The following is a 25,480-nucleotide window of genomic DNA, read 5'->3' as shown; positions in this document are numbered from 1 at the left end:
TCGTCAGTACGCCAGGGCGCGGTCCAGCGCCTCAAGGATGCGGTCGATGTCCGGCAGGTAGTCCTCTTCGACCTTGGCCACGGGATAGGGCATGTGGAATCCGCCGACACGGATGACGGGGGCCTCCAGCGAATGGAATGCCCGCTCGCTGATCCGGGCGGCAATTTCGCCGCCGATGCCGCCGAACGTGGGGGCCTCGTGGGCCACGATCAGCCGGCCGGTCTTGCGGACCGAGGCTGTGACGGTGTCGAAGTCGATCGGCGAGATGGAACGCAGATCGATTACCTCGACGCTGTGGCCGTCCTCGGCGGCGGCCTCGGCCGCAGCGAGGGCCACGGGCACCAGCGGACCGTAGACGACGACGGTGGCGTCGGTTCCCTCGCGGAGCACGTGTGCCTTGAAGGGGTCTGAGGACGCGCCCGGGGTCTCGGTGTCCACCTCGCCCCGGAGCCAGTAGCGGCGCTTGGGCTCGAACACGATCACCGGATCCTGGCAGTCGACGGCCTGCTGGATCATCCAGTAGGCATCGTGCGGGTTGGACGGCGTGATGATGCGCAGGCCGGCCGTGTGGGCGAACAGCGCCTCCGGCGATTCGGAGTGGTGCTCGATCGAGCCGATGCCGCCGCCGTACGGAATGCGGATGACAACCGGAACAGTCAGGTTGCCGTTGCTGCGCGAGTGCATCTTGGCCAGCTGGGTGGTGATCTGGTTGAACCCGGGGAACACGAAGCCGTCGAACTGGATCTCGCAGACCGGCTGGTAGCCGCGCAGGGAGAGTCCGATCGCGGTGCCGATGATGCCGGATTCGGCCAGCGGGGTATCCACGACGCGGTCGGCGCCGAATTCGGCGATCAGACCGTCTGTGACGCGATAGACGCCGCCGAGGGCCCCGATGTCCTCGCCCATGAGCAGCGAGCGGGGGTTGTTGTTCAGAGTCGCGCGCAGGCCCTCGTTGATGGCCTTCGCAATGGTCATGGTGGTCATCACTGGGCCGCCCCTGTTTCTGCCTCGGCCGGTTCCGCCTGGTCGGCGAACCCTGCACTGTACTCCTCAAACCAGGCCAGCTCCTCAGCCACCAGCGGGTGCGCCTCCACGTAGGTGTTGGCGAAGGCAGTCCGGATGTCCGGGGTTTCCAGGTCATGGGTGGTCTTGCGGACATAGGCGGCGAGCTCGTCGCCGTCGGCCCTGACCTCCTCGAAGAAGGCGTCGTCCGCGAGGCCCTCGGCGCGGAGGTACTTTTCCAGGCGTTCCAGCGGATCCTTGGCCCGCCACAGGGTTTCCTCGGCGGATTCGCGGTACTTCGTGGGGTCATCGGCCGTGGTGTGCGCCCCGACGCGGTAGGTGAACGCCTCGATCAGCACCGGGCCCTTGCCTTCGCGGGCCCGCTCCAGCGCCCACTCCGTGACGGCGTGCACGGCGATTACGTCGTTGCCGTCCACCCGGATGCCCGGGAAGCCGTAGCCCTTGGCGCGGTTGGCCAGCGGGATGCGCGTCTGCACCGAAGTCGGCACCGAGATGGCCCAGTGGTTGTTCTGGCAGAAGAAGACCACGGGCGCCTGGTAGGACGAGGCGAACACCATGGACTCATGGACATCCCCTTCGGAACTGGCGCCGTCGCCGAAGTACACCATAACGGCGGCCTTCGGCTCCGCGGCCTGTCCCGTTTCACCGCTGGCGATGGCGTTGGCAGCCGCCAGCTTCTGATCCCGCTGGATGCCCATGGCGTAGCCGACGGCGTGCGGGGTCTGGGCGGCCAGGACCAGCGTGTAGAGGTGGAAGTTTGTGTCCTTCGGGTTCCAGCCGCCGTTGGAGACGCCCCTGAACTGGCGCAGCAGCTCGGCCAGGTCCACATTGCGTGTCAAGGCAACGCCGTGCTCGCGGTAGGTCGGGAAGATGTAGTCCTGCGGCTGGCTGGCCCGGCCGGAGCCGATCTGGGCCGCCTCCTGGCCCGTGAGCGGAACCCACAGGGCCAGCTGGCCCTGCCGCTGCAGGGCGGTGGCCTCCACGTCGAACCGGCGGATCTTGGCCATGTCCGCATAGAAACCGCGCAGCGTATCCGGATCGAGCCTTTCGGCGTACTTCGAGAAAACCGGGTCAGAGCCCAGGGTGCCGTCAGGGCCCAGCAGCTGCACCATCGGCTCGGCCGGTGCGCCCAGTTGGGCCTCGGCTTCCGCCTCGAGCTGGTCATCCATCTCGGTTCCGTCGAACTCGGTAGAGGGCAGATGTGTGGCGCCCATACCGTCTCCTTGCTTGCCGCATCCGAATGCGCCGCAATCGCTGGGATATATGCCGGACTGGAAATACATTCCCGGTCCGGCATATATTTTGGCTTACTCGTCCTTACTTTATCCGCACGGGGCGGCCAGGACCCGTCATGTTAAGCGCTAGGAACGCCGTGGCGGTTTTGTATAGATCGCACAGAGCTCCAGGAACCGGGTGTTGGCTTCCGGTTCGCCGATGCTGACCCGCACGCCCTCGTCGCCGAAGGCACGCACGGAGAGCGCCCGTTCCGCCGCCAGGGCGGCGAATTCCGCACTGTTTGCGCCCAGATTGAGCCAGACGAAGTTGCCCTGGGCCTCCGGAATGAACCATCCGAGTTCCCGCAGTCCGGCCGTGACCCGGTCCCGTTCGTCAACCAGGCTTTGTACCCTTTCTACAACGTCAGCGAAGTGCTCGAGCGAGGTGACCGCCGCAGTTTCGGCGATTTGGGAGACCGCGAAGGGTGTGGCGGCGACCCGCAGGTGCTGCGTGAGCTCGGGCCGGGAGACGCTGTAGCCCACGCGGAGCGCGGCAAGGCCGTGTGCCTTCGAGAACGTCCGCAGGACGACGACATTGGGGTACTTGCGGTACATCGCGATGCCGTCCACAGCATCGTTGTCGCGCACAAATTCCTGGTAGGCCTCATCGATGACCACCACAACGTCGGCGGGAACGGCCTTGATGAAGCGCTCCGTTTCCTCGGACGTCAGGATGGGGCCGGTCGGGTTGTTGGGCGTGCACAGCAGGACCATCCTGGTCCGCGCGGTCACTGCGGCCGCCATGGCCTCAAGGTCATGCCGCCCGTCAGCCGTCAGCGGGATGCGGACGCTCTCGGCGCCCGCCAGTCCGACGCAGATCGGGTAGGCCTCGAATGAGCGCCACGCGTAAATGACCTCGTCGGCTTTGCCGTCGTCGTTCTGGCCGGCGAAGGTGGTCAGCAGCTGGTTCAGGGCGCCAAGGCTGCCGGCGCCCGTGACGATGTCCTCGGCGGGGACGTCCAGGAAGCGGGCGAGCGATTCACGCAGCTTGCTGCTGAGCGGGTCGGGATAGCGGTTGAAGTCAGTCTGCGCGGCGATGGCCTGCTGCACTGCAGGAATCGGGGGCAGAGGGTTTTCGTTGGAGGAAAGCTTGTAGCTGACCAGGCCCTCGACGGGGACGGGCGGTTTGCCGGCCGCGTAGCGGGGCAGGAGGTCTACCACCGGACGGGGCCTGATGCCCCCGGCCGGGTTCTCTGATGAAGTCATGCCAACTAGCCTACTTCGGGTCGCTGCCGCCATTGGAGGATATGGTCCCTGCCGCCGCGGCCGGGCGTATGACAGCATGGGGCCATGCGCTCATTCATCGTTCGAGTCATCATCAACGGGCTGGCCTTGGCAATCGCCTGCTGGATCCTCACCGGCCTGGATATTTCCACCCAGGGTGACGGCACCATCAACGTTGTGCTGGGCTACCTGTTCATCGGCTTGATCTTCGGCCTGGTCAATGCCTTCGTCAAGCCCATCGTGAGCATCCTCTCGCTTCCAATCACCATCCTCACCCTGGGCCTGTTCACGGTTGTCATCAACGCTGGCATGCTCTACCTGACGTCCTGGATCAGCAGCTACACCACTGTGCACTTCACCATCGACTCGTTCTTCTGGACCGCGGTGTTCGCCGCCATCATCATCAGCGTGGTGTCGCTTGTGGCCAGCTTCCTTCCCGCCCTCGATCGCTAGGGGCTCCCGGGCCGCCCCGCGGTCCCGGGCCTGCGCGCGCTTCCCGTAGCGCCGGCCGGCCCTCGCGCCGGAGCGAAAACCGGGTCACGGTCGCCGCACCTCCTGTCCCCACGACTGCGGCCAGCGCCGCCGTGGAGACCCGCAGCGTGTTGTCCCGGCTAGCCGAAACGAGCGCAGCCCCCTCGGCATAATTCTCCAGCCGGTGCCCTGGCCCCAAACCGAAGTCCTTTAGGGGCGGCACGGCCAGCGGGTTGGTGAGGGTCACGGTCACCCGGTCCCTGGTATCCGGATTGGCCAGCCCGTCCGCCCCGGGCACCCAGTCCTGTTCGTGTTCCAGGTGCAGGCTGCGGATCCCCGGCTCCGGGTTGATTCCGCCAACCGGAGAACCCGCAGTCAGCACGAACTTGAGATCGTACTCGGCCAGGAAAGCTCGGTCCTTGCTCAGATTCATGGCGTGGATCCCACCCTGGCTGTAGCCGACGGCCACTAGCTGGTCACCGGCCTGGGCTCCGGCCTGCCGCAACGCCTGCCGGATCGCCTCAGCTGTCGATGCCGAGTCATAGCCCAAGGCCTCGGCGATTCCGGCGGGGTCAAAGGGGTTGGTGCCCTCCGGCAGGCCGCCCTGCTGCGTTCCGGGAATGATCACCACCCACGCGGGCCGGCTCCCGCCGCCGGCCTCGATGACCTCGATCCGACCCTCCTGCTCTCCCACCGCTCCGGCCCGCCGCAGCAGCCCGGCCGGCGAGAGATCGACGTTGGCCGAAAACGTCTCGCGACCCACGATGTCGACGGGCCGGGGCTTGAGGAACGCGAGCCCCGGCGAATTCGAGGCGTCCCGAACCATCCGGCGGACGTCAGTGGGCCCGCTGACTGCTCCGGCCACGGCGGCCAGGGGCAGGGGCAGGCCAAGCAGCGCGGCGAGGTTCCCGGGCGCCATGGCGATCCAGGCTTCAACGGTGCCGCGCACCCCGGGCAGGGCGAAGGGCTCGGGTGCTGCGCCGTACACCGGGCCGTGCAGTCCCATCCGCAGCAGCAGGGCATTCCGGGCCTCGGCATATTCGTACTCGCGGTGGCTGGCACGGACGTCGCCGCCGATGCGCCCGAGTTCTGAGCGGACGCGGCCGACATCCCGGCCGGCCTCCCCCACGGCAATGATGGCGTTGCTGCCGCTGGCATAGGAGTCGGACTGGTAGGGGAACAGTGCCCGCCGGACGGAATCGGCTTCGGTTTCAACCCATTGCAATTGCCGGACCAGCCCGTCCAGTGCGGCGGCGCCCGCCAGCAGCTCCTCAAACTGGAAGCTCACCCCTCCGATTCCGCCCCGGATGCGCAGGCCGCCGTCAGCCGGTGGCGCGGAAACCCCGGGGGTGCCTCCGGAGCCTGCCGGCGTCACCTCGGCCATCAGGGGCCGGTCCGGTCTGCGAGCGTCACGTTCCGGGCATGCCGGAGCACGACGGCCACGGCGTCGAGCAGGGCGTCCCGGCTCCGGCGCAGCGCCGCCGCGTGCAGGGCCAGCGTCAGCCGGTAGGCGCGACCGGCCGGCGACTGCCACGTCTGCAATTCCAGGCGCGCGAGGCTGGCGATCACGGCGTCAACTTCATCTGCGCACCTCCCAACGCGTGCCGCGAGCTGCTGGACTTCATAACTGCGCGAAGCACACTCGAGGGCATCGGCGGCCGTCACGCCTAAAACTGCAACGCTGCCCGCCGGTCCGGGTGATATCCAACTGGACTGTGATATCGAACTGCCCTGTGATGTCCAAGTGCTCTGCGTCATTCCACTGCTCATGAAGCGACGCTAACGGGCGGCCGGGACCGGCTGAAGGGCGCCGCCCGGCTATGTGGACAACCCCCGGAGGGCCGCCGGCGTCGGCGGGAAAGTCAGACGGCACTGTCATAAGAAAAGGTGCGCTTAAGGCCCGGCCGCACTTCGTGAAAGAATCGGCACATGCCTGAAACTGCCGCCACAGCTGATACCCGCACGCCATCCGGACGCCTGGCCCTCGCCGCGTCCGACCACCAGATCGCGCTCGGCCCGCTGGATGGCCGCTACCAGTCCGCCGTCGCGCCGCTGGTGGACTACCTTTCCGAGGCGGCCCTGAACCGCGACCGTGTGGCCGTGGAGGTTGAGTGGCTGATCCACCTGACCGCCAACAGCGTCCTGCCCGGGGCCGGCCCGCTCACGGCCGAACAGCAGCAGCAGCTGCGCGCGATCGTCACCGAGTTCGACGCCGCATCCGTCTCCGAGCTGGCCGAGATCGAGGCTGTCACGGTGCAYGACGTCAAGGCGGTGGAGTACTACATCGGCCGCCGCCTGCCCGGCATCGGCATCGATCACCTGACCGCCATGGTCCACTTCGGCTGCACCTCGGAGGACATCAACAACCTCTCCTACGCCCTCGGCGTCAAGGGCGCAGTGGAGGACGTGTGGCTGCCCGCGGCCCGCGCCCTCGTTGCCCAGATCAGCGCCATGGCTGAGGACAACCGCGCCGTGCCGATGCTCTCCCGCACCCACGGCCAGCCCGCCACCCCCACCACGCTGGGCAAGGAACTGGCCGTCATTGCGCACCGCCTCAACCGGCAGCTGGACCGGATTGCCCGGACCGAGTACCTCGGCAAGATCAACGGCGCCACCGGCACGTACGCGGCCCACGTTGCCTCCGTGCCGGGCGCCGACTGGGAGAACGTCTCCAAGGGCTTCGTCGAAGGCCTCGGCCTGACCTGGAACCCGCTGACCACCCAGATCGAAAGCCACGACTGGCAGGCCGAACTCTATGCCGACGTCGCGCGTTTCAACCGCATCCTGCACAACGTCTGCACCGACATCTGGAGCTACATCTCGATCGGCTACTTCGTGCAGATCCCGGTGGCGGGCGCCACGGGCTCCTCGACCATGCCGCACAAGGTGAACCCGATCCGTTTCGAAAACGCCGAGGCCAACCTCGAGATCTCCTCCGGCCTGCTGGACGTGCTGGGCTCCACCCTGGTCACCTCCCGCTGGCAGCGCGACCTCACCGACTCCTCCTCGCAGCGCAACATCGGCGTGGCGTTCGGCCACTCGCTGCTCGCCATCTCGAACGTCGCCAAGGGCCTGGACCGGCTCAAGGTCGCCGAGGACGTGCTGGCCGCGGACCTGGACACCAACTGGGAAGTCCTCGGCGAGGCCATCCAGATGGTCATGCGCGCCGAGGCCATCGCCGGCGTCGAAGGCATGGAGAACCCCTACGAGCGGCTCAAGGACCTGACCCGCGGGCAGCGCGTGGACGCTGCCCGGATGCAGGAATTCGTCCAGGGCCTCGGCCTGTCCGCCGACGCCGAAGCCCGGCTGCTGGCCCTGACTCCGGGCAAGTACACGGGGATCGCCGACCAGCTGGTGGACCACCTCAAATGAGGCTCCTGCTCATCCGCCACGGCCAGACCCCCGGCAACGTCCTTGGCCAGCTGGACACCGCGCACCCGGGGCCCGGGCTGACAGAACTCGGCGAACGCCAGTCTGAGGCGTTGTCCCGCGTCCTGGCGAACGAGCGGATCGACTCCCTTTACGCCTCTACCCTGATCCGGACGCAGATCACGGCCGCGCCCCTCGCCCGGGTGCACGGGCTGGAAATCGAGGTGCTCCAGGGCATTCACGAGATCGAGGCCGGGTCCCTGGAGAAGATGACGGACCACGAATCGCACAAGCGGTACATGGGCACCATTTTTTCCTGGGCGGACGGCGACCTGGACCGCCGGATGCCTGACGGTCCCAGCGGCCGGGATTTCTTTGAGCGCTACGACGCCGCGATGGCCAAGATCGCTGCGCGGGAAAACGGTTCGGGGAACTCAGGATCCGTCGCCGTGGTCAGCCACGGCGCGGCCATCCGGGTGTGGGCCGGCATGCGGGCAGGCAACATCGGACCGGACTTCGCCATCAAGCACGCGCTGGACAATACCGGCATCGTTGCGCTGGACGGCGACCCGGACAGCGGCTGGGAGCTCATCCACTGGGACGACAGCCCCGTGGGCGGCCTCGCGCTGGCGGATCCGACGGCGGAGGATCCCACCGGCCGTCTCGCGTAGCGGGCCCGTCAGTCCCCGGCGGGCGAAGCCTGCCCGCCGGGACTGGACTGGACTGCTAACCGGAACGCGGCGATGATGAAAACAGGCGTGGGGACAGGATGGTCGGCCGCGGCAAGCGGTTGGGCCCGCGCCGTGGAGGCGCAGGCCCATGTCACGCAAATCGGTACACCCCGGGCACGCTCCCACCAGCGTCTTCCCCGGCTTCGATGAACAGTTCCTAGCGGCCTACTACGAGCACGCTGCGCCGGAGGACCTCCAAGGCTACAGTCCGGAAAACCTGGAGCAGCGCTCCAGGCACCATGCGGAACTTGCGGACAGCCGGCCGGCAGGCACGGCGGCAATCGACATCCTGAACGAAAGTGACGCCAGCGTCCTGCTGGTGGTTGCTGACTCCACACCGCACCTGATCCATTCGCTCACCGCGGAGCTGGCCCGCCAAAACGAGTCCATTCGGTTGCTGGTGCATCCCAATTTTCTGGTGCGGCGTGATCCGCGGACTGATCAGTTGGTGGAAGTACGGCATGGATCCCCGCAGCCCGGACCGGCGGGCCGAAGTGCCGGCATGCCCGTCAACGCGGCGACAGGCACCGTCCAAGATCCGCCGGGGTGGAGATCCGAAACGTGGGTGGCGGCAGAGATAGGCCGGCTGCCGGACTCACGGGCCATCGCGGAACTCACCGCAAACGTGGGGCGTGTCCTGGCGGACGTCCAGCTGGTCGCCGATGACACTCCCGCCATCCACGCCCGTCTCGCACGCACCATCAAGTCCCTGGACCGGCTGCCCGCCGGCGCGGTGCCGACTCCTGAGCAGCTCGGTGAGCTCCTGGACTGGCTGGATCGCGGCAACTTCATGTTCCTGGGATACGGCGAATATGAATACCCGACGGCGGACCGTCCGGATGTTGTGTCGTTGCTTCCCGGCGCGGGACTCGGCCTGCTCAGGGACGGGCGGCCGGAGGCCCGACAGCCCGTTACGGGACTGCCCCATCCGCAGGTCCTCACCATCTCCATTTCGGATCTGAGATCGTCCGTCCCCCGCCCGGCTTACCTGGATGAAATCCTCGTCCGGACGTTCGGCAGCGCCGGGAAGGCCACGGGAGAGGTCAGGTTTGTTGGCCTCTTCGCCCCGGGTGCCACGGGCCGGTCCGTGCGGCGCATCCCGGTCATCCGGGACAAGGTGCGCGCCATCCAGGAGGGCTTTGGCTTCACCGAGGCCTCCCACCCTGGCAAGCAGCTCATCGCCGTCCTCGAGTCATTCCCCCTGGACGAGCTGTTCCACCGGGACCTCCATGAACTTGCCGGGCTCGCCCGTGAAATCCTGCGCCTGCAGGCCCACCACCAGACACGGGTGTTCCTGCGCGCCGACAGCTACGGGCGTTTCATGACCGCGCTGGTGTTCCTTCCCCGGCACAGGTACAGCACGGCCGTACGCCTCCGGATTGAGCACGAGCTTAAACAGGCCTGCCGGTCCTCCTCGCTCGAGTTCGAAGTCAGGCTAAGTGAATCCCCGATGGCCCGGGTCTTCTTCCGGATCCTGTTGCCCGCCGGTGGGATGCCCGACGTCGACCCCGCCGCAGTGGAGCGAAGCATTGTTAGCGCAACGCGGACCTGGGCCCAGGGCCTGGACGAGGCGCTCCGTGACAGGTTGCCGTCGGCGGAGGCCAGCCGTTTGTCGGCGCTGTGGTCCGCCGCCTTCCCGGCCAGCTACCGGGCTGATTTTGAAGTCGAGGACGCCGTCGAGGACATCAAGACGTTCGAGCGGTTCGATCTCGACGGCACGGGCGGCCGGCAGCTGAACGATCCCCAACTGGCCGTCTATGTCCGCACCGATGCCTCCCCGACGCTGGCCGAAGACGCACGGATCCGGCTTTACCTGACCACCGCCCACAGCCTGACGCGGATCCTGCCGTTCTTCCACAACCTCGGACTGGAGGTGCTGAACCAACGGCCCTTCGATGTGGTGCGCGGGAGCGACCGGGCTCTGTTCCTCTATGACCTTGGCGTCCGGTACCCGGCCGGCGTGGATCCCGCCCGGACCAGCGGGCTGCTGGGGGATGCCTTCGGAGCTGCCATGCGCGGTGACTCAGAATCGGACCGCTTTGACGGCCTTGTCCTCCGGGAGGGCATCGAATGGCGGCAGGCGGCCATCCTGCGCAGCTACGCCAAGTACCTGCAGCAGTTGGGCACCACAACCTCCTATGGGTTCATAACCGACACGCTGCTGGCCAATGCCCGGGCAACCCACGCTCTCCTGGCACTGTTCAGGGCCAAGTTTGATCCCGATCTGGAGGCGCCACGCCGGTTCAGGGACACCGACGCGGCCCGGAGGGACCTGCTGGCCGCGATCGAGGACATTCCCGTCCTCGACGCCGACCGGCTGCTGCGCACCTTCATGAACCTGGTGGAATCCACGCTCCGCACGAACTACTTCCAGGCCAGGCCCCACCTGAGTTTCAAGCTGAACCCTTCCGCGATCGCGGGTGCGCCGCTCCCCCGTCCCAAGTACGAAGTCTGGGTGTATTCGCCCCGCGTGGAAGGCGTGCACCTGCGCTTCGGGGCACTGGCAAGGGGTGGGTTGCGTTGGTCCGACCGAAGCGAGGATTTCCGCACCGAGGTTCTGGGCCTGGTCAAGGCGCAGAACGTTAAGAACTCGGTGATCGTACCCACCGGCGCCAAGGGCGGTTTTTATCCCAAACAGTTGCCGGACCCGTCCTTGGACCGCGACGCGTGGCTGACGGAGGGCCTGGAGTGCTACCGGATATTCGTCCGCGGGCTGCTGGATGTCACCGACAACCTGGTCGCCACCGCGAACGGCGAATCGGTGGTTCCCCCGCCGCGCGTGGTGCGGCACGACGTCGACGACTATTACCTTGTGGTGGCGGCGGACAAGGGAACGGCGTCATTTTCCGATGCTGCGAATCGTGTCGCCGCGGAGTATGGCTTCTGGCTGGGCGATGCCTTCGCGTCCGGCGGGACCGTGGGCTATGACCATAAGCAGATGGGCATCACGGCCCGCGGGGCCTGGGAATCGGTAAAACACCATTTCCGCGAGCTCGGGATGGACTGCCAGGAAGAGGACTTCACCGTAGCCGGCATCGGCGATATGGGCGGCGACGTCTTTGGGAACGGGCTGCTTCTCTCCCGCCACATCCGGCTGGTAGCGGCTTTCGATCACCGCCACATCTTCCTTGACCCGGCACCGGATGCGGAGGCCTCCTTCGAGGAACGGCGGCGGCTCTTTGCCCTCCCCCGCTCGTCCTGGGCGGACTACGATCCAGCGCTGATCAGCGACGGCGGTGGTGTCCACTCCCGCCGTGCCAAGTCCATCGGCATTACCGAACAAGTCAGGAGCTCACTCGGCCTGGAACCGGGCACTGTGTCGCTGCCGCCCCATGGATTGCTTCAGGCCAKTCTCCGGGCGCCCGTGGACCTCCTGTACAACGGAGGCATCGGAACTTATGTCAAGGCCTCGTCGGAGTCCAGCGCGGAGGTTAGCGACAAGGCCAATGACCCTGTCAGGGTCAACGGCAATGAGGTGCGGGCGAAGATCATCGCCGAGGGCGGGAATCTGGGAATCACGCAGCTCGGGCGGATTGAGGCCGCCTTGTCCGGCGTCCTGCTCAATACCGATGCGATCGACAACTCAGCGGGCGTGGACTGCTCGGATCATGAGGTAAACATCAAGATCTTCGTGGACCGGATGATCGCGGCGGGAAAGATGCCGCCGTCGGATCGCACCGGCTTCCTGCAGTCCCTCACGGACGAGGTGGCCCGTCTTGTCCTGGCCAACAACGCGGACCAGAATGTCCTGCTTATCAACGACCGGCACTTGGTGCGGGAGTGGAGTCCGGGCTTCGAACGGACCATGGATTGGCTGGAAAACGCCACCGACCTTGACCGCAGGCTGGAGGGCCTGCCTAGCAACGACCAACTCCGGGCACGGCTGAAATCAGGGGAGGGCCTGACCGCGCCAGAGCTGTCGGTGCTGGCCGCATACGCCAAGATCGAACTGGCGGCGGAACTCAACGCCAGCGACCTTGCCGAGGACCCGTGGTTCCGCCGCGTCCTCCGCGGCTATTTCCCGCCCCAGCTGTCCGAGCGCTTTGAAGCAGAGCTGGAAGATCATCCGCTGCGCCGCCAGATCGTGTGCACCGTGGTGGCCAACGACATGATCAACCTCGGCGGAATCACGTTCGCCTTCCGCGCCGTCGAGGAGACGACGGCGACGGCCGCCAGCGTTGCCAGGGCCTTCGTGGTGGCGCGGGAGGCCTACGACCTGCCGTGGATCGTCAACCGGCTGGCCACACTCCCCGCCGAATATCCGAACGACTGCGTCGCCGAAGCGACCCTGCACATGCGGAGGGTCCTCGACCGGGCCACGCGGTGGTACGTGACGCACGACCATCGCGACCAGCCGGTGGACGAGGCCCTGGGCAGGATCATGCCCACACTGGAGATGCTGCGGACCTGCACCTTGGACTACCTCCGGGGCTCCGACCTGGACCGCGCGCAAGAGCGGCTCGCGCATTGGGACGCCGTGGGGATGCCCCGTGAGCTGGGCCTGCGCTTCTCGGACCTGCTGGAGAGCTTCGGGCTGCTGGACATCTCCCTGATCTCTGAACAGGTCCGTGAACCAATCGCCACCATCGCCGACGTGTACTACGCGGTGTTCCAGCGAATCGGCGCCGCGAACCTGCTGCTCAGCATCACCGACCTGCCGCGGCACAGCCGCTGGGACGCCCTCGCGCGGGCCGCCTTGCGCGATGACGTGTATTCCGCCGTAGCGGACATGACTGTCTCTGTGATGGAGACTACCCGGGGCCCTGGCGCCGCAGACAACGGCACGTCCGATTCGGTGGAGCGCATCGTGGTGTGGGAACGCGGGCATCAGGAGCAGCTGGGACGGATCAAAGACACCTTCGCGGAAGTGACCAAACCGGGGCAAGTGGATATCGCCTCGATCTCCGTGGCCCTGAAACTCCTGCGGACACTCGTGCGCCGCTAGGCAGCGGCCGTCCCCAAGCCCACCCGGAAGTCGAGCCGAAAGACGGAACTGCACCGCCATCCATCCATACACAGTTCTCCCGACTCTTACCGGCAGGAAACACAGCCGAAACCGCTGGTGCCTAGCCTTGGACTGCATAACACTTCGGCGAATCGAGGCAGTCATGCAGACCAACCCGCGGCTCAACATCCGTCAGGTCACCTGGGCGAATCCCGTCGGTGCGGACCTGAGGGCCGCCCAGCAGGCGGAACTCGAGGCCCGTTTCGGCCGGCCGGATCACGAACCCGGGCCGCCGCCGTCGGAAGCGGACACGGCGGTGTTCCTGGTGGCACACGACAAGGCCTCGGGCCAGCCGGTGGGCTGCGGCGGCCTTCGCGTGCTGGACGCCCGGACCGCCGAAATCAAACGCCTCTACGTGCTGCCGTACACCCGCGGCTCCGGAGTGGCGAGTTCCATCCTGGCGGCCCTCGAAGCCCACGCCCACGCGCTGGGGATCACCACCCTGACTGCGGAGGCGGGCTCGGTGCAGACCGACGGACGGCAGTTCTACGAGAACTCGGGCTTCGCCCCGGTGCCGAACTTCGGACCGTATATCGGCGTGGAGCACTCGTACTGCTACGCGAAGCCGATCGATTCGCACAGCGCCGCGCACACCGCCATGGCGTGAGGCTGCGCGGCACCGCGCACCGTCACAGAACGCCGGTCCGTCCCGGAGTGGGCTAACCTCGCACTATGGAATCGGCCGACATCACTTTCCGCACCCGCAAATGGGTGCGGCCGGAGGACCTCAACGCCAATGGCACCCTGTTCGGCGGGAGCCTGCTGAAGTGGATCGACGAAGAGGCCGCGATTTACGCCATCCTGCAGCTGGGCAACGGCCGGGCCGTCACCAAGTACATCTCGGAAATCAACTTCGTAAGCTCCGCCGTCCAGGGCGACCTGATCGAAATGGGCCTGACCGCTACCCGCTTCGGCCGGACATCGCTGAGCATGCGCGCCGAGGTCCGGAACATGATCACGCGCCGCAGCATCCTCACGATTGAGGAGATCGTCTTTGTGAACCTGAGCCCGTCCGGGAAGCCCGAGCCGCACGGATACACCGAAATCACTTACGACCGGGACCGGATTCCGACGCACCACCTGACCGAGACCCTGGACCAGGACTAGGCCAGGGCGAACGGATTTGTTTGGTCAGGTCCAGAAATCGTCTGCCTTGGCCGTATCCTCGAAGAACTCCCGCCCTTCGGTGATCTTTCCGTCGCGGACCACAAACGTGATGACGGTGGCCATGTCCAAGGTCTTGCCGTTGTTTTGTGCGCGGGTCTTCTGGATGGCGACGGTGTACTTTTCCCCGCCGACGATGTCCTCGAGGTCTGCCTGGAAGGAACCCTGGGTACGCGCGCCCAGTTCACCGAAGTACGCCAGGACGGCGTCCCGGCCCTGTTTTGTTCCGGACAGCACGCCGCTTCCGGCAACGTGCCAGACTGCGTCCTCCGCGAACATCTCGCTGAGGGTCGCCATATCCCCTGCGTTGAAGGCCGTGTACCCGCGTCGGACCAGTTCAACATTCTCTGCGGTTCCCATGATCGTGCACCTCTCCGTCATCTTTGTCGGGTCATGCTGGGACGGTTCAAGGGTAGTCCTGGCCCCGGTAGCTGTCGATGGAAAACATGCACCGCGGAAGGACCCTCAGGCAGGACCTCGGGCTCGGCCCTATCGGTCGCCCGGCCAGCCCGTATAAGCCTCCGCCAGATAGGCCCTGCCATGGCGGGATGACACCACGGACCGGAGCTCGCCAAGCTGGCGGGCCCGGGAAAAGTCGTCGGCGTCGACGGCCGTGTGCAGCATGGAGGTCATCCAGTAGGAGAACTGCTGGGCTTTCCACACTCTGCCGAGGGCGCGGTCGCTGTAGGCATCCAGGAGCGCGGTGGAGCCGGTGGAGTAGAAGCTGTCGAATCCTTCGAAGAGGACTTTGACGTCGTTCAGCGCCAGGTTCAGCCCTTTGGCCCCGGTGGGCGGCACGGTGTGCGCGGCGTCGCCGGCGAGGAACAGCTTGCCGTGCCGCATGGGGGCCTGGACAAAGCTGCGGAATTTCAGGACGGTCTTCTCGATCACGGGCCCTTCCTTCACCTCGAAGCCGTTGCCGTTGACGCGGCTGCGAAAGGCGTCCCAGATGCGTTCTTCGTCCCAGCTATTGGCGTCCTCGCTGGGGTCGCACTGGAAGTACATCCGTTGCACCGTCTCGGTTCGCTGGCTGATCAGGGCGAAGCCGTTCGCCGAGTTGGCGTAGATCAGCTCCTCGGAGCTGCGCGGGGCCTCGGCCAGGATGCCGAACCAGGCGAAGGGGTATTCGTGGAAGTACCTATTGCGCCGTGCCTCGGGGATCCGCGCGCGGCAGTGGCTGCGTGAACCGTCCGCGCCGGCGATGAAGTCGGCCTGGAGCTCGTAGTCGATGCCCTCCTCGTCGGTGAACCAGACCTTGGGCGCGTCCTCGATGTCATGGATGGTGGCCTCCTTGACGGCGTACCGGACGTCCCCGCCGTCGGCCTTCCGGCGTGCCGAAAGATCCAGGAACACATCCGTCTGCGGGTAGAGCCACACCGATTCGCCGACGAGGTCCTGGAAGTCGATCCGGTGGCTTTCGCCGTTGAAGCGCAGTTCGATGCCGTCATGTCGGTCGCCCTCACGCAGCACACGGTCGGAGACACCGCTGTCTACCAGCAGGTTGACCGAGCCGTGCTCCAGGATGCCGGCGCGGACCGTTTCGGAGATCTCCTGGTGGCTGCGGAGCTCGACGACGGTGGATTCGATGCCGGCTTTGGCCAGCAGGTGGGACAGCATGAGCCCGGCCGGTCCGGCGCCCATGATCGCTACCTGGGTGGTGATGACTTTCCGCTGTGCCATGTGCGTCTCGCTTCGTCGCGGGGTCCGGGCGGGCCCGGAGCCGTATTCGTGGTCCGGCTAACAGTGTGCCCCCGCAGGCGTGATACGCGTTACATGGATCCCGTTGAATGGAATCCGCCAGCCTCGCGGGGCTCGCCAAGCCGCCGACCGATTCCGCGGGCCGCAGTCTGGAGGGCCGGGACCAGCGCCTGCAGGCGCATCTCACGGAGGGGAACCACGACGCCGAGGGCCGCCACGGCCCGCTTCCGGCGGTCCAGCACGGGGACGGCGATCCCCCATGTGTCCGGATCGACGACGCCGGCCAGCTGCGCATAGCCCTGGCGGACGGCCTCATCAAGGAGAGCACGGAGCTCGGCCGGGGCCAGCCGCCCGGCCGGGTCGCTGAACGCTTCGAGATACTCGGCCTGGACGGTGCCGGGCTGGTTGGCCATCAGCACCAGGCCGGCGGAGGACACGTGCACGGGCATCCGGCCGGCCACCTGCGCACGGTTGACTGCGGAGCCCCGGCGGGACAGCCGCTCCACAAAGAGCACCTCGGCGCCGTCCAGCACGGCGAGATTCACGTTTTGGTTCAGCACCTGCTGGATGTCCTCCATGAACGGCAAGGCCGCCTGGCGGAGCTCCAGGGTGGGCGAACTGCGGTTGGCGAGCTCCCAGAGCCGCAGGCCCAGGCTGACCGAACCGCCGGGGCCGACGTCGAGCAGGCCGTGGCCGGCAAGCTGCCGGGCCAACCGGTGCGCGGTGGTCACGGGAAGTTGCGCCCTCGCGGCCAGCTCCGAGAGCTGCAGCGAGGTGACACCCTCCGGAAAGGCCGCAATCAGCCGCAGGACGCGGTCCACCACTGAGTCGCCGGAGTTCGAATTGGCCATCACACCCCTTCCGTTGAATGGTTTTAAGTGTCCCACCCAACACCCTCGGGCGATAGGACTCTCACAATAGGAAGGGGCTGGCCAGCAGGGCCCGGCCATACGGAATCCCGTAGATACTAGCTCGTCAGGCGTCGCCAGGCGCCGGGCGCCAGCACGACGGCGATGCCGACGGCGGCCCCGATGATCGTTTCGACGATTCTGTCGCGGAGCAGGATGCCGGGCGGGATGGGTGCCACGAGCAGCGTCGAGGTCAGGGCCAGGGGCGTGACAAAGACCTGCGCCAGCATGTACTGCCGCGCGATGAACATTTCGGCACCGAACTGGCAAGCGGCGATCACCAGCACCGTCTGCCAGGGGTTCGGCTGCAGGAGCAGGATCCCGGCGAGCAGGACCAGTCCCAGCGCAGTCCCGGCGATGCGCTGCAGGCCCCGGCTGACCCGGTGCCGCGTGGTGTGGCCCACGAGCGGGACGACGGCGGCCACCATCGCCCAGTAGTTGTGGCCAACGCCGAGCCATTCGCCGGCCAGGGTCCCCAGCGTGCCCGCCAGGCCTGCCGCCACGAGGTAGCCCCCGCTTTCCTGCCACGCGGCGCGCTTCTGGCCCGGTGTCAGCCTTAGGGGTTCCGGCCACACCCACGGGGTCCGGCGGCTCCTGGCCACACGCGATGACAGCCCGATGAGCAGGGAGAACGCGACCGTCAGCACCGCCACCAGCATGGCCTGCCACAGCGGCGGCTGGTTCGGGATTGAGGCGATGGCCGCGAACGCGAAGATATGGAAGAGCGAGCCCGAGGGACGAAGGCGCCACAGGGCGACTACCAGGGAACAGGCGCCGGCCACCAGGGTTGTGGTCCCGACCAGGACCCAGGTGGTGCCCGCCGCCGACAGCCCGGCAAGGGCATCCACACGCGCGGTGAGGGCGGCCAGGAACATCACCAGGAGCATCAGGCCACCGGCCCGCACCTGGAGATTCAGCCGCCTGGCGTGCGGCTCATTGCGGCCATAGATCCCGGTGAAGGCACCGAAGGAGGCAAAGATTGCCAGGTCGAGGCGGTCCAGCAGCACCAGGGTGATCAGCGGAACGAACACGCCGATGGCGCAGCGGAGGGCAACCTGATGGTCCTTGTTGGCCGGCGCGATGGTGAGCATCCCGGCGAGCAGCTTCACAGTGCCGGTCCCACGGGGCCAGTGTCGCAGCGCCCACTCCACGGCCGGATTAGTCCCTGGCAGGCATTCATGGGCTTGTCATCACGGGTTGGGGGTCCCTTTCGCAGCGGTCGGAATGGTACGACGGCGTCACTGGCATCCACGACGGATGTTACTCCGGAAGCCCGCGGCTGACGCATCGAAKCCCGTTCATTGGGATCGGCCGGGCGCGCCGCGGGGTGGTAGCGTCTAGCGGTTGAATCACGCAAACAACCGGAGGTTCCCCATGCTCAAAGGATTCAAGGATTTCATCCTGCGCGGCAACGTGATCGAACTGTCCATCGCCGTCGTGGTCGGCACTGCCTTCACAGCCCTGGTCAGCGCGTTTACCTCAAACATCGTCAACCCGGTCCTCGCTGCGGCCGGCGGCGTCGAGACCCATGGCCTGGGCTTTTACGTCTGGCCGGGCAACGACAAGACGTTCGTCAACATCGGCGCCGTCGTGACGGCCTTCCTGACCTTCCTCATCACCGCCGGGGTGGTGTACTTCATCTTCGTGGCACCCATGAACCGGATCAACCGCATGGTCAAGAGCAGGCTCGGCGCCGCCGAGCCCGAGGAAGAGCCGATCCCGGCCGACACCGCGCTGCTGGCCGAGATCCGGGACCTGCTCACCACACTGGCGGACCGGGAACACGACGGCGGCCCCGGCCGTGCCGGTTTCGATGGGAACTTCGAGAAGAACCCCGCGCGGAACGTTGATGACAACGCGGGGAATGCGGCGGAGTTCGTGGACGAGGACCGCCCGCGCCACGCCGCCAGCCGCTAGCTCTACTGCCCGGGCAGACGCCTTCGGGCGCTGGTCCGAAACTGTCACCCGGCGGCAACCCGGCCGAAACAGCCGGCCGGAATCATGGGAGCATGACGCGCAACGCCGCAGGCAAAAAACCAGGCAAGGCCCACTCCCCGGCCACCTCCGAGCTCAGCTGCGAAGTGTGCGGCCAGATGCCCGAACCGACCAAGGCGCGGCTGACGCTGGCCAACATCGCCGTGATGCTGCCGATCGAACTGCTGGTGCACGCGGCGGTGGTGGAAACACACCTGCCGTATGTTGCCAAGGTCGTGGTGCTGACCCTGACCGCGACCATCCTGGTGATCTGGGTGGCCGAACCCTCGGCGGCCCGGATGCTCAGAAGCTGGCTGCATGCGCCGGCCCTGCGCCACCGGAAGCGGCTTGTCGCCGCGCCGGCCCTGTGGCGGGCGCGGACCGTCCTGAAAGACAAGCCGGGATCGCTGCAAAGACTGACCCAGGCCCTGGCCGGACTCAACACGAACATCCTGAGCATTCATGTCCACCCCGTGGCCGGCGGCGTGCTGGACGAGTTTGTGCTCTCGGCGCCGGGTGAGGTCCGTGAGACCGAGCTGCTCCGGGCACTGCGGGCAGGCGGCGGCGCGGATCCGCACGTCTGGCCCACTACGGCCCTGGCCATGGCCGACGGGCAGACCGGTGCACTGAGCCTTGCCGCCCGGATCGCCGCCAGCCCCGAGGAGCTGCCCCTGGCGGTCGCGGAACTGCTGCGGGCCCGGATCATCCCGGGGCCCGCCGCCGGCAGCCCGGAGTCGCCATCCCCAGCCGACGCGGACGGGACCGTCCTGAAGATCCCGACGGCGTGGCAGGGGCCCATCGCGTTTTCAAGGCCCGGCGAGCCGTTCACGCCGGCCGAGTCCGCCCGCGCGCACCGGCTGGCCGAACTCGCTGAGATCCTCGCGCACCGCCCGGACCACACCGGACCGGGACGGTAGCCCGGCCGGCCCGGCACTGCGGGCGGCGGGTCAGATGGCTGTCATCCGGATGCTGAGGACCCCGGGCTCCACCGTGACGCTGAGGTGCTTGGCCTTGCCGAGCGGGTCGCCGTCGAGCTGGAAATCCTGCTCGTGGGCGAGCTCGATCTCAGCCGACTTTCCGGCGAAGTATTCCACCGAGGCATCCTTGGGCTTGTTCCGGCCGAAGACCCCGGCCAGCACTCCCAGCCAGCCCAGGCGGCCGACGGGCGCCAGGATCACGACGTCGAGGATTCCGTCGTCGATCTTGGCTTTGGGGAAGATCTCCACGCCGCCCATGATCTTGCCGCAGTTGCCCACCATCACGCTGCGGATCCGGCGGCGCACGGCGTGCCCTCCGTCAATGCTGATCCTCGCCCGGATGGGCTTGCCCGGCAGGTGCCGGATGCCGGCTTCAACATAGGCGAGCCAACCCACGCGGTCCTTGAGTTCATCCACGGTGTTCGCCATGATGGCGGCGTCGTAGCCAAGCCCTGCCATGACAAGGAAGAGGTGTTCGTCCTCGGCGTGGTCCAGCCTGGCCTTCACCACGTCCACCTTGACGTCCGTGCCGCTCAGGACGTCGTAGCTGGCGGCCACGGGGTCGGTGATGTCGACGCCCAGATTGCGGGCCAGCAGGTTGCCGGTGCCCATAGGCACCAGGCCCATCGGTGTGCCGGTGCCCGCAAGGACCTCCGCCACGCAGCGGACGGTTCCGTCGCCGCCCGCGGCGATGACGACGTCGACCCCGGCGTCCAGGGCCTGGCGCGCCTGGCCAAGCCCGGTGTCCTCTTTGGTGGTTTCCAGCCACAGCGGCTCGGCCCAGCCCTGGGTCTCGCACAGGCGGAAGAAGGAGGCCCGAAAGCTCTCGCCGGGAGATTTCATCGGGTTGATAACCACTGCGGCCCGCAGGGAGGCGGTGGTATCGGGGGTCTCCGGCGTCGCCGTTTTGTTCTCTGTCATGACGTCCTTAGGGCAATTAGGCGGGAGAAGTCCCTAACGTGAAATCCTAGCCGCAGTGTCCGCGCAACCTCCGCAGCACCGGCGCCAATCGTGGACGTCGGCTCGTGTGCCTCACTAGACTGGGCTTCGTGATGTGCCGGAGCCTGCGCTCCGGACGCCGAAAGTGGGAGCAGATGACTGAACCAGAGAACTATTCGGCTACCGCTGAATCCTCCAGCATGGATCCCCATGACTGGGGCCGGGCGATGGCCCTGGCGCTCACCCGGCTGGCCGAGCAGCTGGCCCCCGGCGACAGCGAGGACATCCATTCCTCGATAGTGGGCCGGGGACTGCATCTGAAAATCAGTGACGAACCCGGGGGCGTCACCATCACGGTTTCAACAGGGCCCGTCCCGGATTCCGCCCCCTGAACTGACGGCGCTCTTCCGGCCGTCCTGTCGGAGGGGTGTTTCACCGCCCCGAGGTCAGGTCCTCCGAGATGAGTTCCGCCGTTGCCACCGTCGCGTCGCGCACGGCATCGAGGTAGGCAGCGGGGTCGGGCTGTGCCGAAACRCTCTGGGCCTGCAGCGAGACGTTGATCGCCGCCACCACTTTGGGCCCGTCATGGACCGGCGCCGCGATGGACATCAGTCCCAGCTCGAGTTCCTGGTCCAGCAGGCACCAGCCCTGGGCACGGACAGTGTCCAGTTCCGCCAGGAGTGCGGCCCTCGTTCCGATGGACCCGGGGGTCAGGGGCCGGATGTCGGCGGCCGCGAGGTACTCTTCCAGCTTCGCCGGGGCCAGGGCCGCCAGCAGCACCCTGCCCATGGAGGTTGCGTAGGCGGGGAAGCGGGTGCCCACCGTGATGCCCACCGTCATGATCCGCCGGGTGGACACCCGCGCGATGTAGGCGATGTCGGTGCCTTCGAGCACCGCTGCCGACGTCGACTCCCCCAGCTCGAGCGAGAGCTCCTCCAGGTGCGGTTGGGCGAGCTGCGGCAGGGACAGTCCGGACAGGTAGGCGTAGCCGAGCTGCAGCACTTTGGCGGTCAGGGCGAAGATCTTGCCATCGGTGCGGACATAGCCCAGCTCCACCAGGGTGTGCAGGAACCGCCGGGCCGTGGCCCGGGTCAGTTCGGTCCGGGCCGCCACCTCGGTCAGCGTCATTTTGGGGTGTTCCGTGTCGAAGGCACGGATCACGGCAAGCCCGCGCGCCAGCGATTGCACGTATTGGTCGCTGGCCGCGGGCGCGCCGCCGCTCCTGGCTGGCTCAATCATTTTTCGCCTTTCGGTCCCGCATCACTTTAGCGGGGCGCAAGGTCTCCGGCCGCAGGACTGTCAGCGTGGATCCGCCGGACGCAGCGGCACGGGGACCATGGCCTGGAGTTCCTCGAGGGTGCAGCCGAACGTCTCGCGCACCTGGACGCCGTCGGGCCCGGTCAGGAAGACGGCCTTGTCCGTGTAGACGCGGGTGACGCAGCCGATCCCGGTGAGCGGGTAGGTGCACGCCTCGACGATCTTGGATGCGCCGTCGCGGGTCAGAAGCGTCATCATGACGAACACGTCCTTGGCCCCGGTGGCGAGGTCCATGGCGCCGCCGACGGCGGGGATCGCGTCCGGGGCGCCGGTGTGCCAGTTGGCGAGGTCACCCGTGGCGGAGACCTGGAAGGCGCCAAGCACGCAGATGTCCAGATGGCCGCCGCGCATGATCGCGAAGGAGTCTGCGTGGTGGAAGTAGGATGCGCCCGGCAGTTCGGTCACGGGGATCTTGCCGGCGTTGATGAGGTCGCCGTCGATCTGGTCCCCGGCGGCTTCCGGGCCCATGCCCAGCATGCCGTTCTCGGTGTGGAGCGTGATGTTCTGCTCCGGYTCGAGGTAGTTCGAGACCAGGGTGGGCTGGCCGATGCCGAGGTTCACGAAGGATCCGGGSTCGATGTCGCGGGCCACGAGGCGGGCGAGATCGTCCCGGCCCAGGGGTTTGTCGGAGGTCTGGATCGTGGTTKGGATGCTCATCTCAGGCCACCTTCACRATGCTGTTGACGTAGATKCCGGGGGTCACGATGWYYTCCGGGTCCAGGCCGCCGGTGGGGACGATCTCGGAGACCTGGRCGATGSTGTGYTTSGCSGCGGCGGCCATGATGGGRCCGAAGTTCCGTGCGGTCTTGCGGTAGACGAGGTTGCCCTTCCCGTCGGCCGTGAGCGCCTTGATAAGGGCGACGTCGGCGTGGATGGGSGTCTCGAACACCTGCCATTTGCCRTCCAGGAAGCGGGTTTCCTTGCCCTCGGCGAGCATGGTGCCGTAGCCGGTGGGCGTGAAGAACCCGCCGATCCCGGCGCCGGCGGCCCGGATCCKCTCGGCSAGGTTTCCCTGCGGGACGAGTTCGAGCTCRAYCTCRCCGGCSYKGTACTTGGYGTCRAAGTGCCAGGAGTCGGACTGCCGSGGGAASGAGCAGATCATCTTCTTCACCCGGCCYTCCTTGATSAGCAGGGCCAGGCCCTGGTCGCCCTGGCCGGCGTTGTTGTTCACYACGGTCAGGTCGGTGGCGCCGCACTCCAGCAGCGCGTCGATCAGTTCGAAGGGCTGGCCGGCGTTGCCGAACCCGCCGATCATCACGGTGGAGCCGTCGTTGATCCCGGCGACGGCCTCGCCGACGGTGTCAATGAAATTCAGCATCGCTTACGCCTTTCCTGTGTTGGTTCCGGCAGCGGTCATGTTTTCGAGGACGACGGCGAGGCCCTGGCCGACGCCGATGCAGATCGCGGCGACGCCCCAGCGTTCGCCGGAGGCCTGCAGGCTCCGGGCCAGGGTGCCCAGGATCCGGCCGCCGGAGGCGCCGAGCGGGTGGCCCATGGCGATCGCGCCGCCGTGCCGGTTCACGATKCCMGSGTCGATGSCCCAGGCGTTGATGCAGGCCAGGGACTGCGCGGCGAACGCCTCGTTCAGTTCGACGGCGCCGACCTGGTCCCAGCCGATGCCGGCCTTGGCGAGGGCCTTGTTCGCGGCCTCGACCGGGGCGTAGCCGAAGTACTGGGGATCGTTGGCGTGCGCGCCGCGCCCGGCGATCCGGGCCAAAGGCTCCAGGCCCAGGATCCCGGCGGCGTTTTCACTGCCCAGCCACGCCGCGGACGCGCCGTCGGAGAGCGGGGACGCGTTCCCGGCGGTGACGGTGCCGTTTTCGGTGCGGAACACGGTCTTGAGCCCGGCGAGCTTCTCCGCCGAGGACCCGGCCCGGATGCCTTCGTCGCGGACCAGGTCCGTGCCCGGGACCGGGACGACGAGGTTGTCGTAGAAGCCCTCGTCCCAGGCCGCGGCGGCGAGGTTGTGGGAGSCGGCGGAGAACTCGTCCTGCGCCTGCCGGGTCACGCCGTACTTCTCCGCCAGCCGTTCGGTGGCCTCGCCCAGGGAGATGGTCCAGTCCGCSGGCATGGCYYGGTTCACCAGCCGCCAGCCCAGCGTGGTGGAGGCCAGGGTCAGGYCCCCGGCCGGGTAGGGCTTCTCGGTCTTGGGCAGYACCCASGGGGCSCGGGACATCGATTCGGCGCCGCCRATCAGCATSAGCTCCGCGTCGCCGGTGGCGATCTGCCGGGAGGCGATGATCGCCGCGTCCAGGGAGGACCCGCAGAGCCGGTTGACCGTGGTGCCGGGGACCGAGACCGGCAGCCCGGCCAGCAAGGTGCCCATCCGGGCGATGTTGCGGTTTTCCTCGCCGGCGCCGTTGGCGTTCCCGAAGACCACCTCATCGATCCGCTCGGGGTCCAGCGCGGGGGCGCGTTTCACGGATTCGGTGATGACGTGCGCTGCAAGGTCATCCGGGCGGACGGCGGCGAGGCCGGAACCGAACTTCCCGAAGGGGGTACGCACAGCGTCGTAAACAAAAGCCTGGTTCATGGTTCTTCCTTCGTTGGCGCGGGCAGGGGTTGCGGGGTCTAGGCTGCCGCTGGCTTGCGGGGCGTCGGCTGGTACGCCAGGAACTTCCAGCTCTCGCCCTCTTTTATCCATACCGAGAGTGCACTGTTGGCAAGCGTTTTGTGGGTTCCGTTGACAGTGAGGTCCGCGTTCATCTGTCCCAGTACGAGTGCGGTGTCCCCAATCAGGACGATGTCTTCGATGGGGTGGTCGATCCGGTGGTACCTGTAGAAGCCCTTGCGAAGCTTTTCCAGGTAGCTGCTCAGCGTGTCACGGTCACCCAGCGAATGCGTGTACACCAGGCGCTGGTGGCACAGGCCCTCGAAGGCGTCGTAATCACCGTCGACTACGGCTTGGTAGCGCTTTGCTTCCAAGGTTTCGATCTTGTTTTTCTCGGCTGCAGTGGCGTTATCCACGGAGCACTCTCCTTGCTTAAAGTGTTGGGGGCTATCGGCCGCCACGAGTCTGATTTCGCCCCGCTGTCCATGCCCAACGCTGCTTCTTCACGACGTTGAGCCGGGCCTTCGTTAGGGAAAGCCAAACCTGAGCTGATGATTCTTGGCCCAGCCTCATTCCAAGGTAATTGACAGCAGGCTGGCCGTCAACTAATAGTTGACACAATCCGCGGGCCTGATTGCGCGACAGAGCCTGCGCCCCAGCCTTCTCTTACCGCATAATCAGCAGAGAAACGGCCTTAATTCGAAGGAGAACGCGCTTTCTAAGGACCCCTCCATGGGGCGTTGACCGGCGGCTTGAGGTTTACAGGAATGGTGCACATGTAATCTCTTACTTGACACCTGTGTGTTGGATCACTTAACGTCGTTCTCGAACCAATCAAACGGAATGAGGTCAACG

Annotated in this window: 24 protein-coding genes; 9 read left to right on the top strand and 15 right to left on the bottom strand. The window is 66.9% G+C overall.

Annotation, left to right across the window (positions count from 1 at the left end; all coding sequences use genetic code 11):
- Positions 1–3: 3 nt before the first annotated feature.
- From AC1DEY_RS07640 to AC1DEY_RS07630, 3 genes are all read right to left on the bottom strand, one after another.
- On the bottom strand, positions 4–984 hold the full coding sequence (locus AC1DEY_RS07640; protein ID WP_476867429.1) for an alpha-ketoacid dehydrogenase subunit beta: 981 nt from the start codon (positions 982–984) through the stop codon (positions 4–6).
- Positions 984–2,237: a pyruvate dehydrogenase (acetyl-transferring) E1 component subunit alpha gene (gene pdhA, locus AC1DEY_RS07635; RefSeq protein ID WP_476867428.1), complete on the bottom strand. Its 1,254-nt coding sequence runs from the start codon at positions 2,235–2,237 to the stop codon at positions 984–986. The genes AC1DEY_RS07640 and pdhA overlap by 1 nt, the downstream gene beginning before the upstream one ends.
- 147 nt (positions 2,238–2,384) lie before the next feature.
- Positions 2,385–3,503 carry a histidinol-phosphate transaminase gene (locus tag AC1DEY_RS07630; RefSeq protein WP_476867427.1) on the bottom strand — a complete coding sequence of 373 codons (1,119 nt, stop codon included), beginning with the start codon at positions 3,501–3,503 and terminating at the stop codon, positions 2,385–2,387.
- Positions 3,504–3,587: 84 nt separating this feature from the next.
- Between AC1DEY_RS07630 and AC1DEY_RS07625 the strand changes: the two genes are divergently transcribed.
- On the top strand, positions 3,588–3,974 hold the full coding sequence (locus tag AC1DEY_RS07625) for a phage holin family protein (protein ID WP_441411176.1): 387 nt from the start codon (positions 3,588–3,590) through the stop codon (positions 3,972–3,974).
- Here the strand turns inward: AC1DEY_RS07625 and AC1DEY_RS07620 are convergent.
- Positions 3,925–5,280, bottom strand: coding sequence for a hypothetical protein (locus AC1DEY_RS07620; protein WP_476867426.1), 1,356 nt, complete (start codon positions 5,278–5,280; stop codon positions 3,925–3,927). The genes AC1DEY_RS07625 and AC1DEY_RS07620 overlap by 50 nt on opposite strands.
- Before the next feature lie 95 nt (positions 5,281–5,375).
- Positions 5,376–5,561, bottom strand: a complete 186-nt coding sequence (locus AC1DEY_RS07615) for a hypothetical protein (RefSeq protein ID WP_476867425.1) — start codon at positions 5,559–5,561, stop codon at positions 5,376–5,378.
- A gap of 360 nt (positions 5,562–5,921) precedes the next feature.
- On the opposite strand from AC1DEY_RS07615, the gene purB reads away from it, so the two are divergent.
- The 5 genes from purB to AC1DEY_RS07590 all read left to right on the top strand — a co-directional run bounded on the left by purB (position 5,922) and on the right by AC1DEY_RS07590 (position 14,204).
- Entirely contained in the window at positions 5,922–7,364 is a 1,443-nt protein-coding gene (gene purB, locus AC1DEY_RS07610; RefSeq protein ID WP_476867424.1) for an adenylosuccinate lyase, read from the top strand.
- Positions 7,361–8,032 carry a histidine phosphatase family protein gene (locus AC1DEY_RS07605; protein ID WP_476867423.1) on the top strand — a complete coding sequence of 224 codons (672 nt, stop codon included), beginning with the start codon at positions 7,361–7,363 and terminating at the stop codon, positions 8,030–8,032. The genes purB and AC1DEY_RS07605 overlap by 4 nt, the downstream gene beginning before the upstream one ends.
- Before the next feature lie 148 nt (positions 8,033–8,180).
- Positions 8,181–13,037 (top strand): NAD-glutamate dehydrogenase, encoded by a 4,857-nt coding sequence (locus tag AC1DEY_RS07600; protein ID WP_476867422.1) that lies wholly within the window; start codon positions 8,181–8,183, stop codon positions 13,035–13,037.
- Between the two features lie 163 nt (positions 13,038–13,200).
- Complete coding sequence (locus AC1DEY_RS07595) at positions 13,201–13,704, top strand: GNAT family N-acetyltransferase (RefSeq protein WP_476867421.1); 504 nt, start codon at positions 13,201–13,203, stop codon at positions 13,702–13,704.
- 65 nt (positions 13,705–13,769) lie between these two features.
- Positions 13,770–14,204 carry an acyl-CoA thioesterase gene (locus tag AC1DEY_RS07590; protein WP_441411183.1) on the top strand — a complete coding sequence of 145 codons (435 nt, stop codon included), beginning with the start codon at positions 13,770–13,772 and terminating at the stop codon, positions 14,202–14,204.
- Positions 14,205–14,228: 24 nt separating this feature from the next.
- Here the strand turns inward: AC1DEY_RS07590 and AC1DEY_RS07585 are convergent, their stop codons facing one another.
- The 4 genes from AC1DEY_RS07585 to AC1DEY_RS07570 form a co-directional block, all read right to left on the bottom strand.
- Positions 14,229–14,621 carry a nuclear transport factor 2 family protein gene (locus tag AC1DEY_RS07585; RefSeq protein ID WP_441411184.1) on the bottom strand — a complete coding sequence of 131 codons (393 nt, stop codon included), beginning with the start codon at positions 14,619–14,621 and terminating at the stop codon, positions 14,229–14,231.
- A 129-nt stretch (positions 14,622–14,750) separates the two neighbouring features.
- On the bottom strand, positions 14,751–15,941 hold the full coding sequence (locus tag AC1DEY_RS07580; protein WP_476867420.1) for a 4-hydroxybenzoate 3-monooxygenase: 1,191 nt from the start codon (positions 15,939–15,941) through the stop codon (positions 14,751–14,753).
- A gap of 89 nt (positions 15,942–16,030) precedes the next feature.
- Positions 16,031–16,810 (bottom strand): IclR family transcriptional regulator, encoded by a 780-nt coding sequence (locus tag AC1DEY_RS07575; protein WP_476867419.1) that lies wholly within the window; start codon positions 16,808–16,810, stop codon positions 16,031–16,033.
- Positions 16,811–16,926: 116 nt separating this feature from the next.
- A complete protein-coding gene (locus AC1DEY_RS07570) occupies positions 16,927–17,976 on the bottom strand; it encodes an FUSC family protein (protein WP_476867418.1) in 1,050 nt (349 codons plus the stop codon).
- A gap of 265 nt (positions 17,977–18,241) precedes the next feature.
- Between AC1DEY_RS07570 and mscL the strand changes: the two genes are divergently transcribed.
- Both mscL and AC1DEY_RS07560 read left to right on the top strand, forming a co-directional pair.
- The gene (gene mscL / locus AC1DEY_RS07565) at positions 18,242–18,784 is read left to right on the top strand and encodes a large conductance mechanosensitive channel protein MscL (protein ID WP_476867417.1); all 543 of its coding nucleotides are present in this window, start codon (positions 18,242–18,244) and stop codon (positions 18,782–18,784) included.
- A gap of 92 nt (positions 18,785–18,876) precedes the next feature.
- Complete coding sequence (locus AC1DEY_RS07560) at positions 18,877–19,758, top strand: ACT domain-containing protein (RefSeq protein WP_476867416.1); 882 nt, start codon at positions 18,877–18,879, stop codon at positions 19,756–19,758.
- A 30-nt stretch (positions 19,759–19,788) separates the two neighbouring features.
- Here AC1DEY_RS07560 and AC1DEY_RS07555 read toward each other — a convergent pair whose 3' ends face one another.
- The gene (locus AC1DEY_RS07555) at positions 19,789–20,739 is read right to left on the bottom strand and encodes a diacylglycerol/lipid kinase family protein (RefSeq protein ID WP_476867415.1); all 951 of its coding nucleotides are present in this window, start codon (positions 20,737–20,739) and stop codon (positions 19,789–19,791) included.
- A gap of 173 nt (positions 20,740–20,912) precedes the next feature.
- Here AC1DEY_RS07555 and AC1DEY_RS07550 point away from each other — a divergent pair, with 173 nt between their 5' ends.
- Entirely contained in the window at positions 20,913–21,149 is a 237-nt protein-coding gene (locus AC1DEY_RS07550) for a hypothetical protein (protein ID WP_441409232.1), read from the top strand.
- Positions 21,150–21,189: 40 nt separating this feature from the next.
- On the opposite strand, the gene AC1DEY_RS07545 is transcribed toward AC1DEY_RS07550, so the two are convergent.
- From AC1DEY_RS07545 to AC1DEY_RS07525, 5 genes are read right to left on the bottom strand one after another with little or no spacing between them, the layout of a single operon-like run.
- Entirely contained in the window at positions 21,190–21,996 is an 807-nt protein-coding gene (locus AC1DEY_RS07545) for an IclR family transcriptional regulator domain-containing protein (protein ID WP_476867414.1), read from the bottom strand.
- Between the two features lie 60 nt (positions 21,997–22,056).
- A complete protein-coding gene (locus AC1DEY_RS07540) occupies positions 22,057–22,731 on the bottom strand; it encodes a 3-oxoacid CoA-transferase subunit B (RefSeq protein ID WP_476867413.1) in 675 nt (224 codons plus the stop codon).
- Position 22,732: 1 nt separating this feature from the next.
- Complete coding sequence (locus AC1DEY_RS07535) at positions 22,733–23,392, bottom strand: 3-oxoacid CoA-transferase subunit A (RefSeq protein ID WP_476867412.1); 660 nt, start codon at positions 23,390–23,392, stop codon at positions 22,733–22,735.
- Positions 23,393–23,395: 3 nt separating this feature from the next.
- Entirely contained in the window at positions 23,396–24,607 is a 1,212-nt protein-coding gene (locus AC1DEY_RS07530; protein WP_476867411.1) for a thiolase family protein, read from the bottom strand.
- 38 nt (positions 24,608–24,645) lie between these two features.
- Positions 24,646–25,041, bottom strand: a complete 396-nt coding sequence (locus AC1DEY_RS07525; protein ID WP_476867410.1) for a nuclear transport factor 2 family protein — start codon at positions 25,039–25,041, stop codon at positions 24,646–24,648.
- Positions 25,042–25,480: the final 439 nt, after the last annotated feature.

It is taken from the genome of Arthrobacter sp. 05T47, assembly GCF_056395825.1.
Note: the sequence above shows the minus strand (reverse complement) of the source record. Positions and strands in the feature narration are given on the sequence as shown.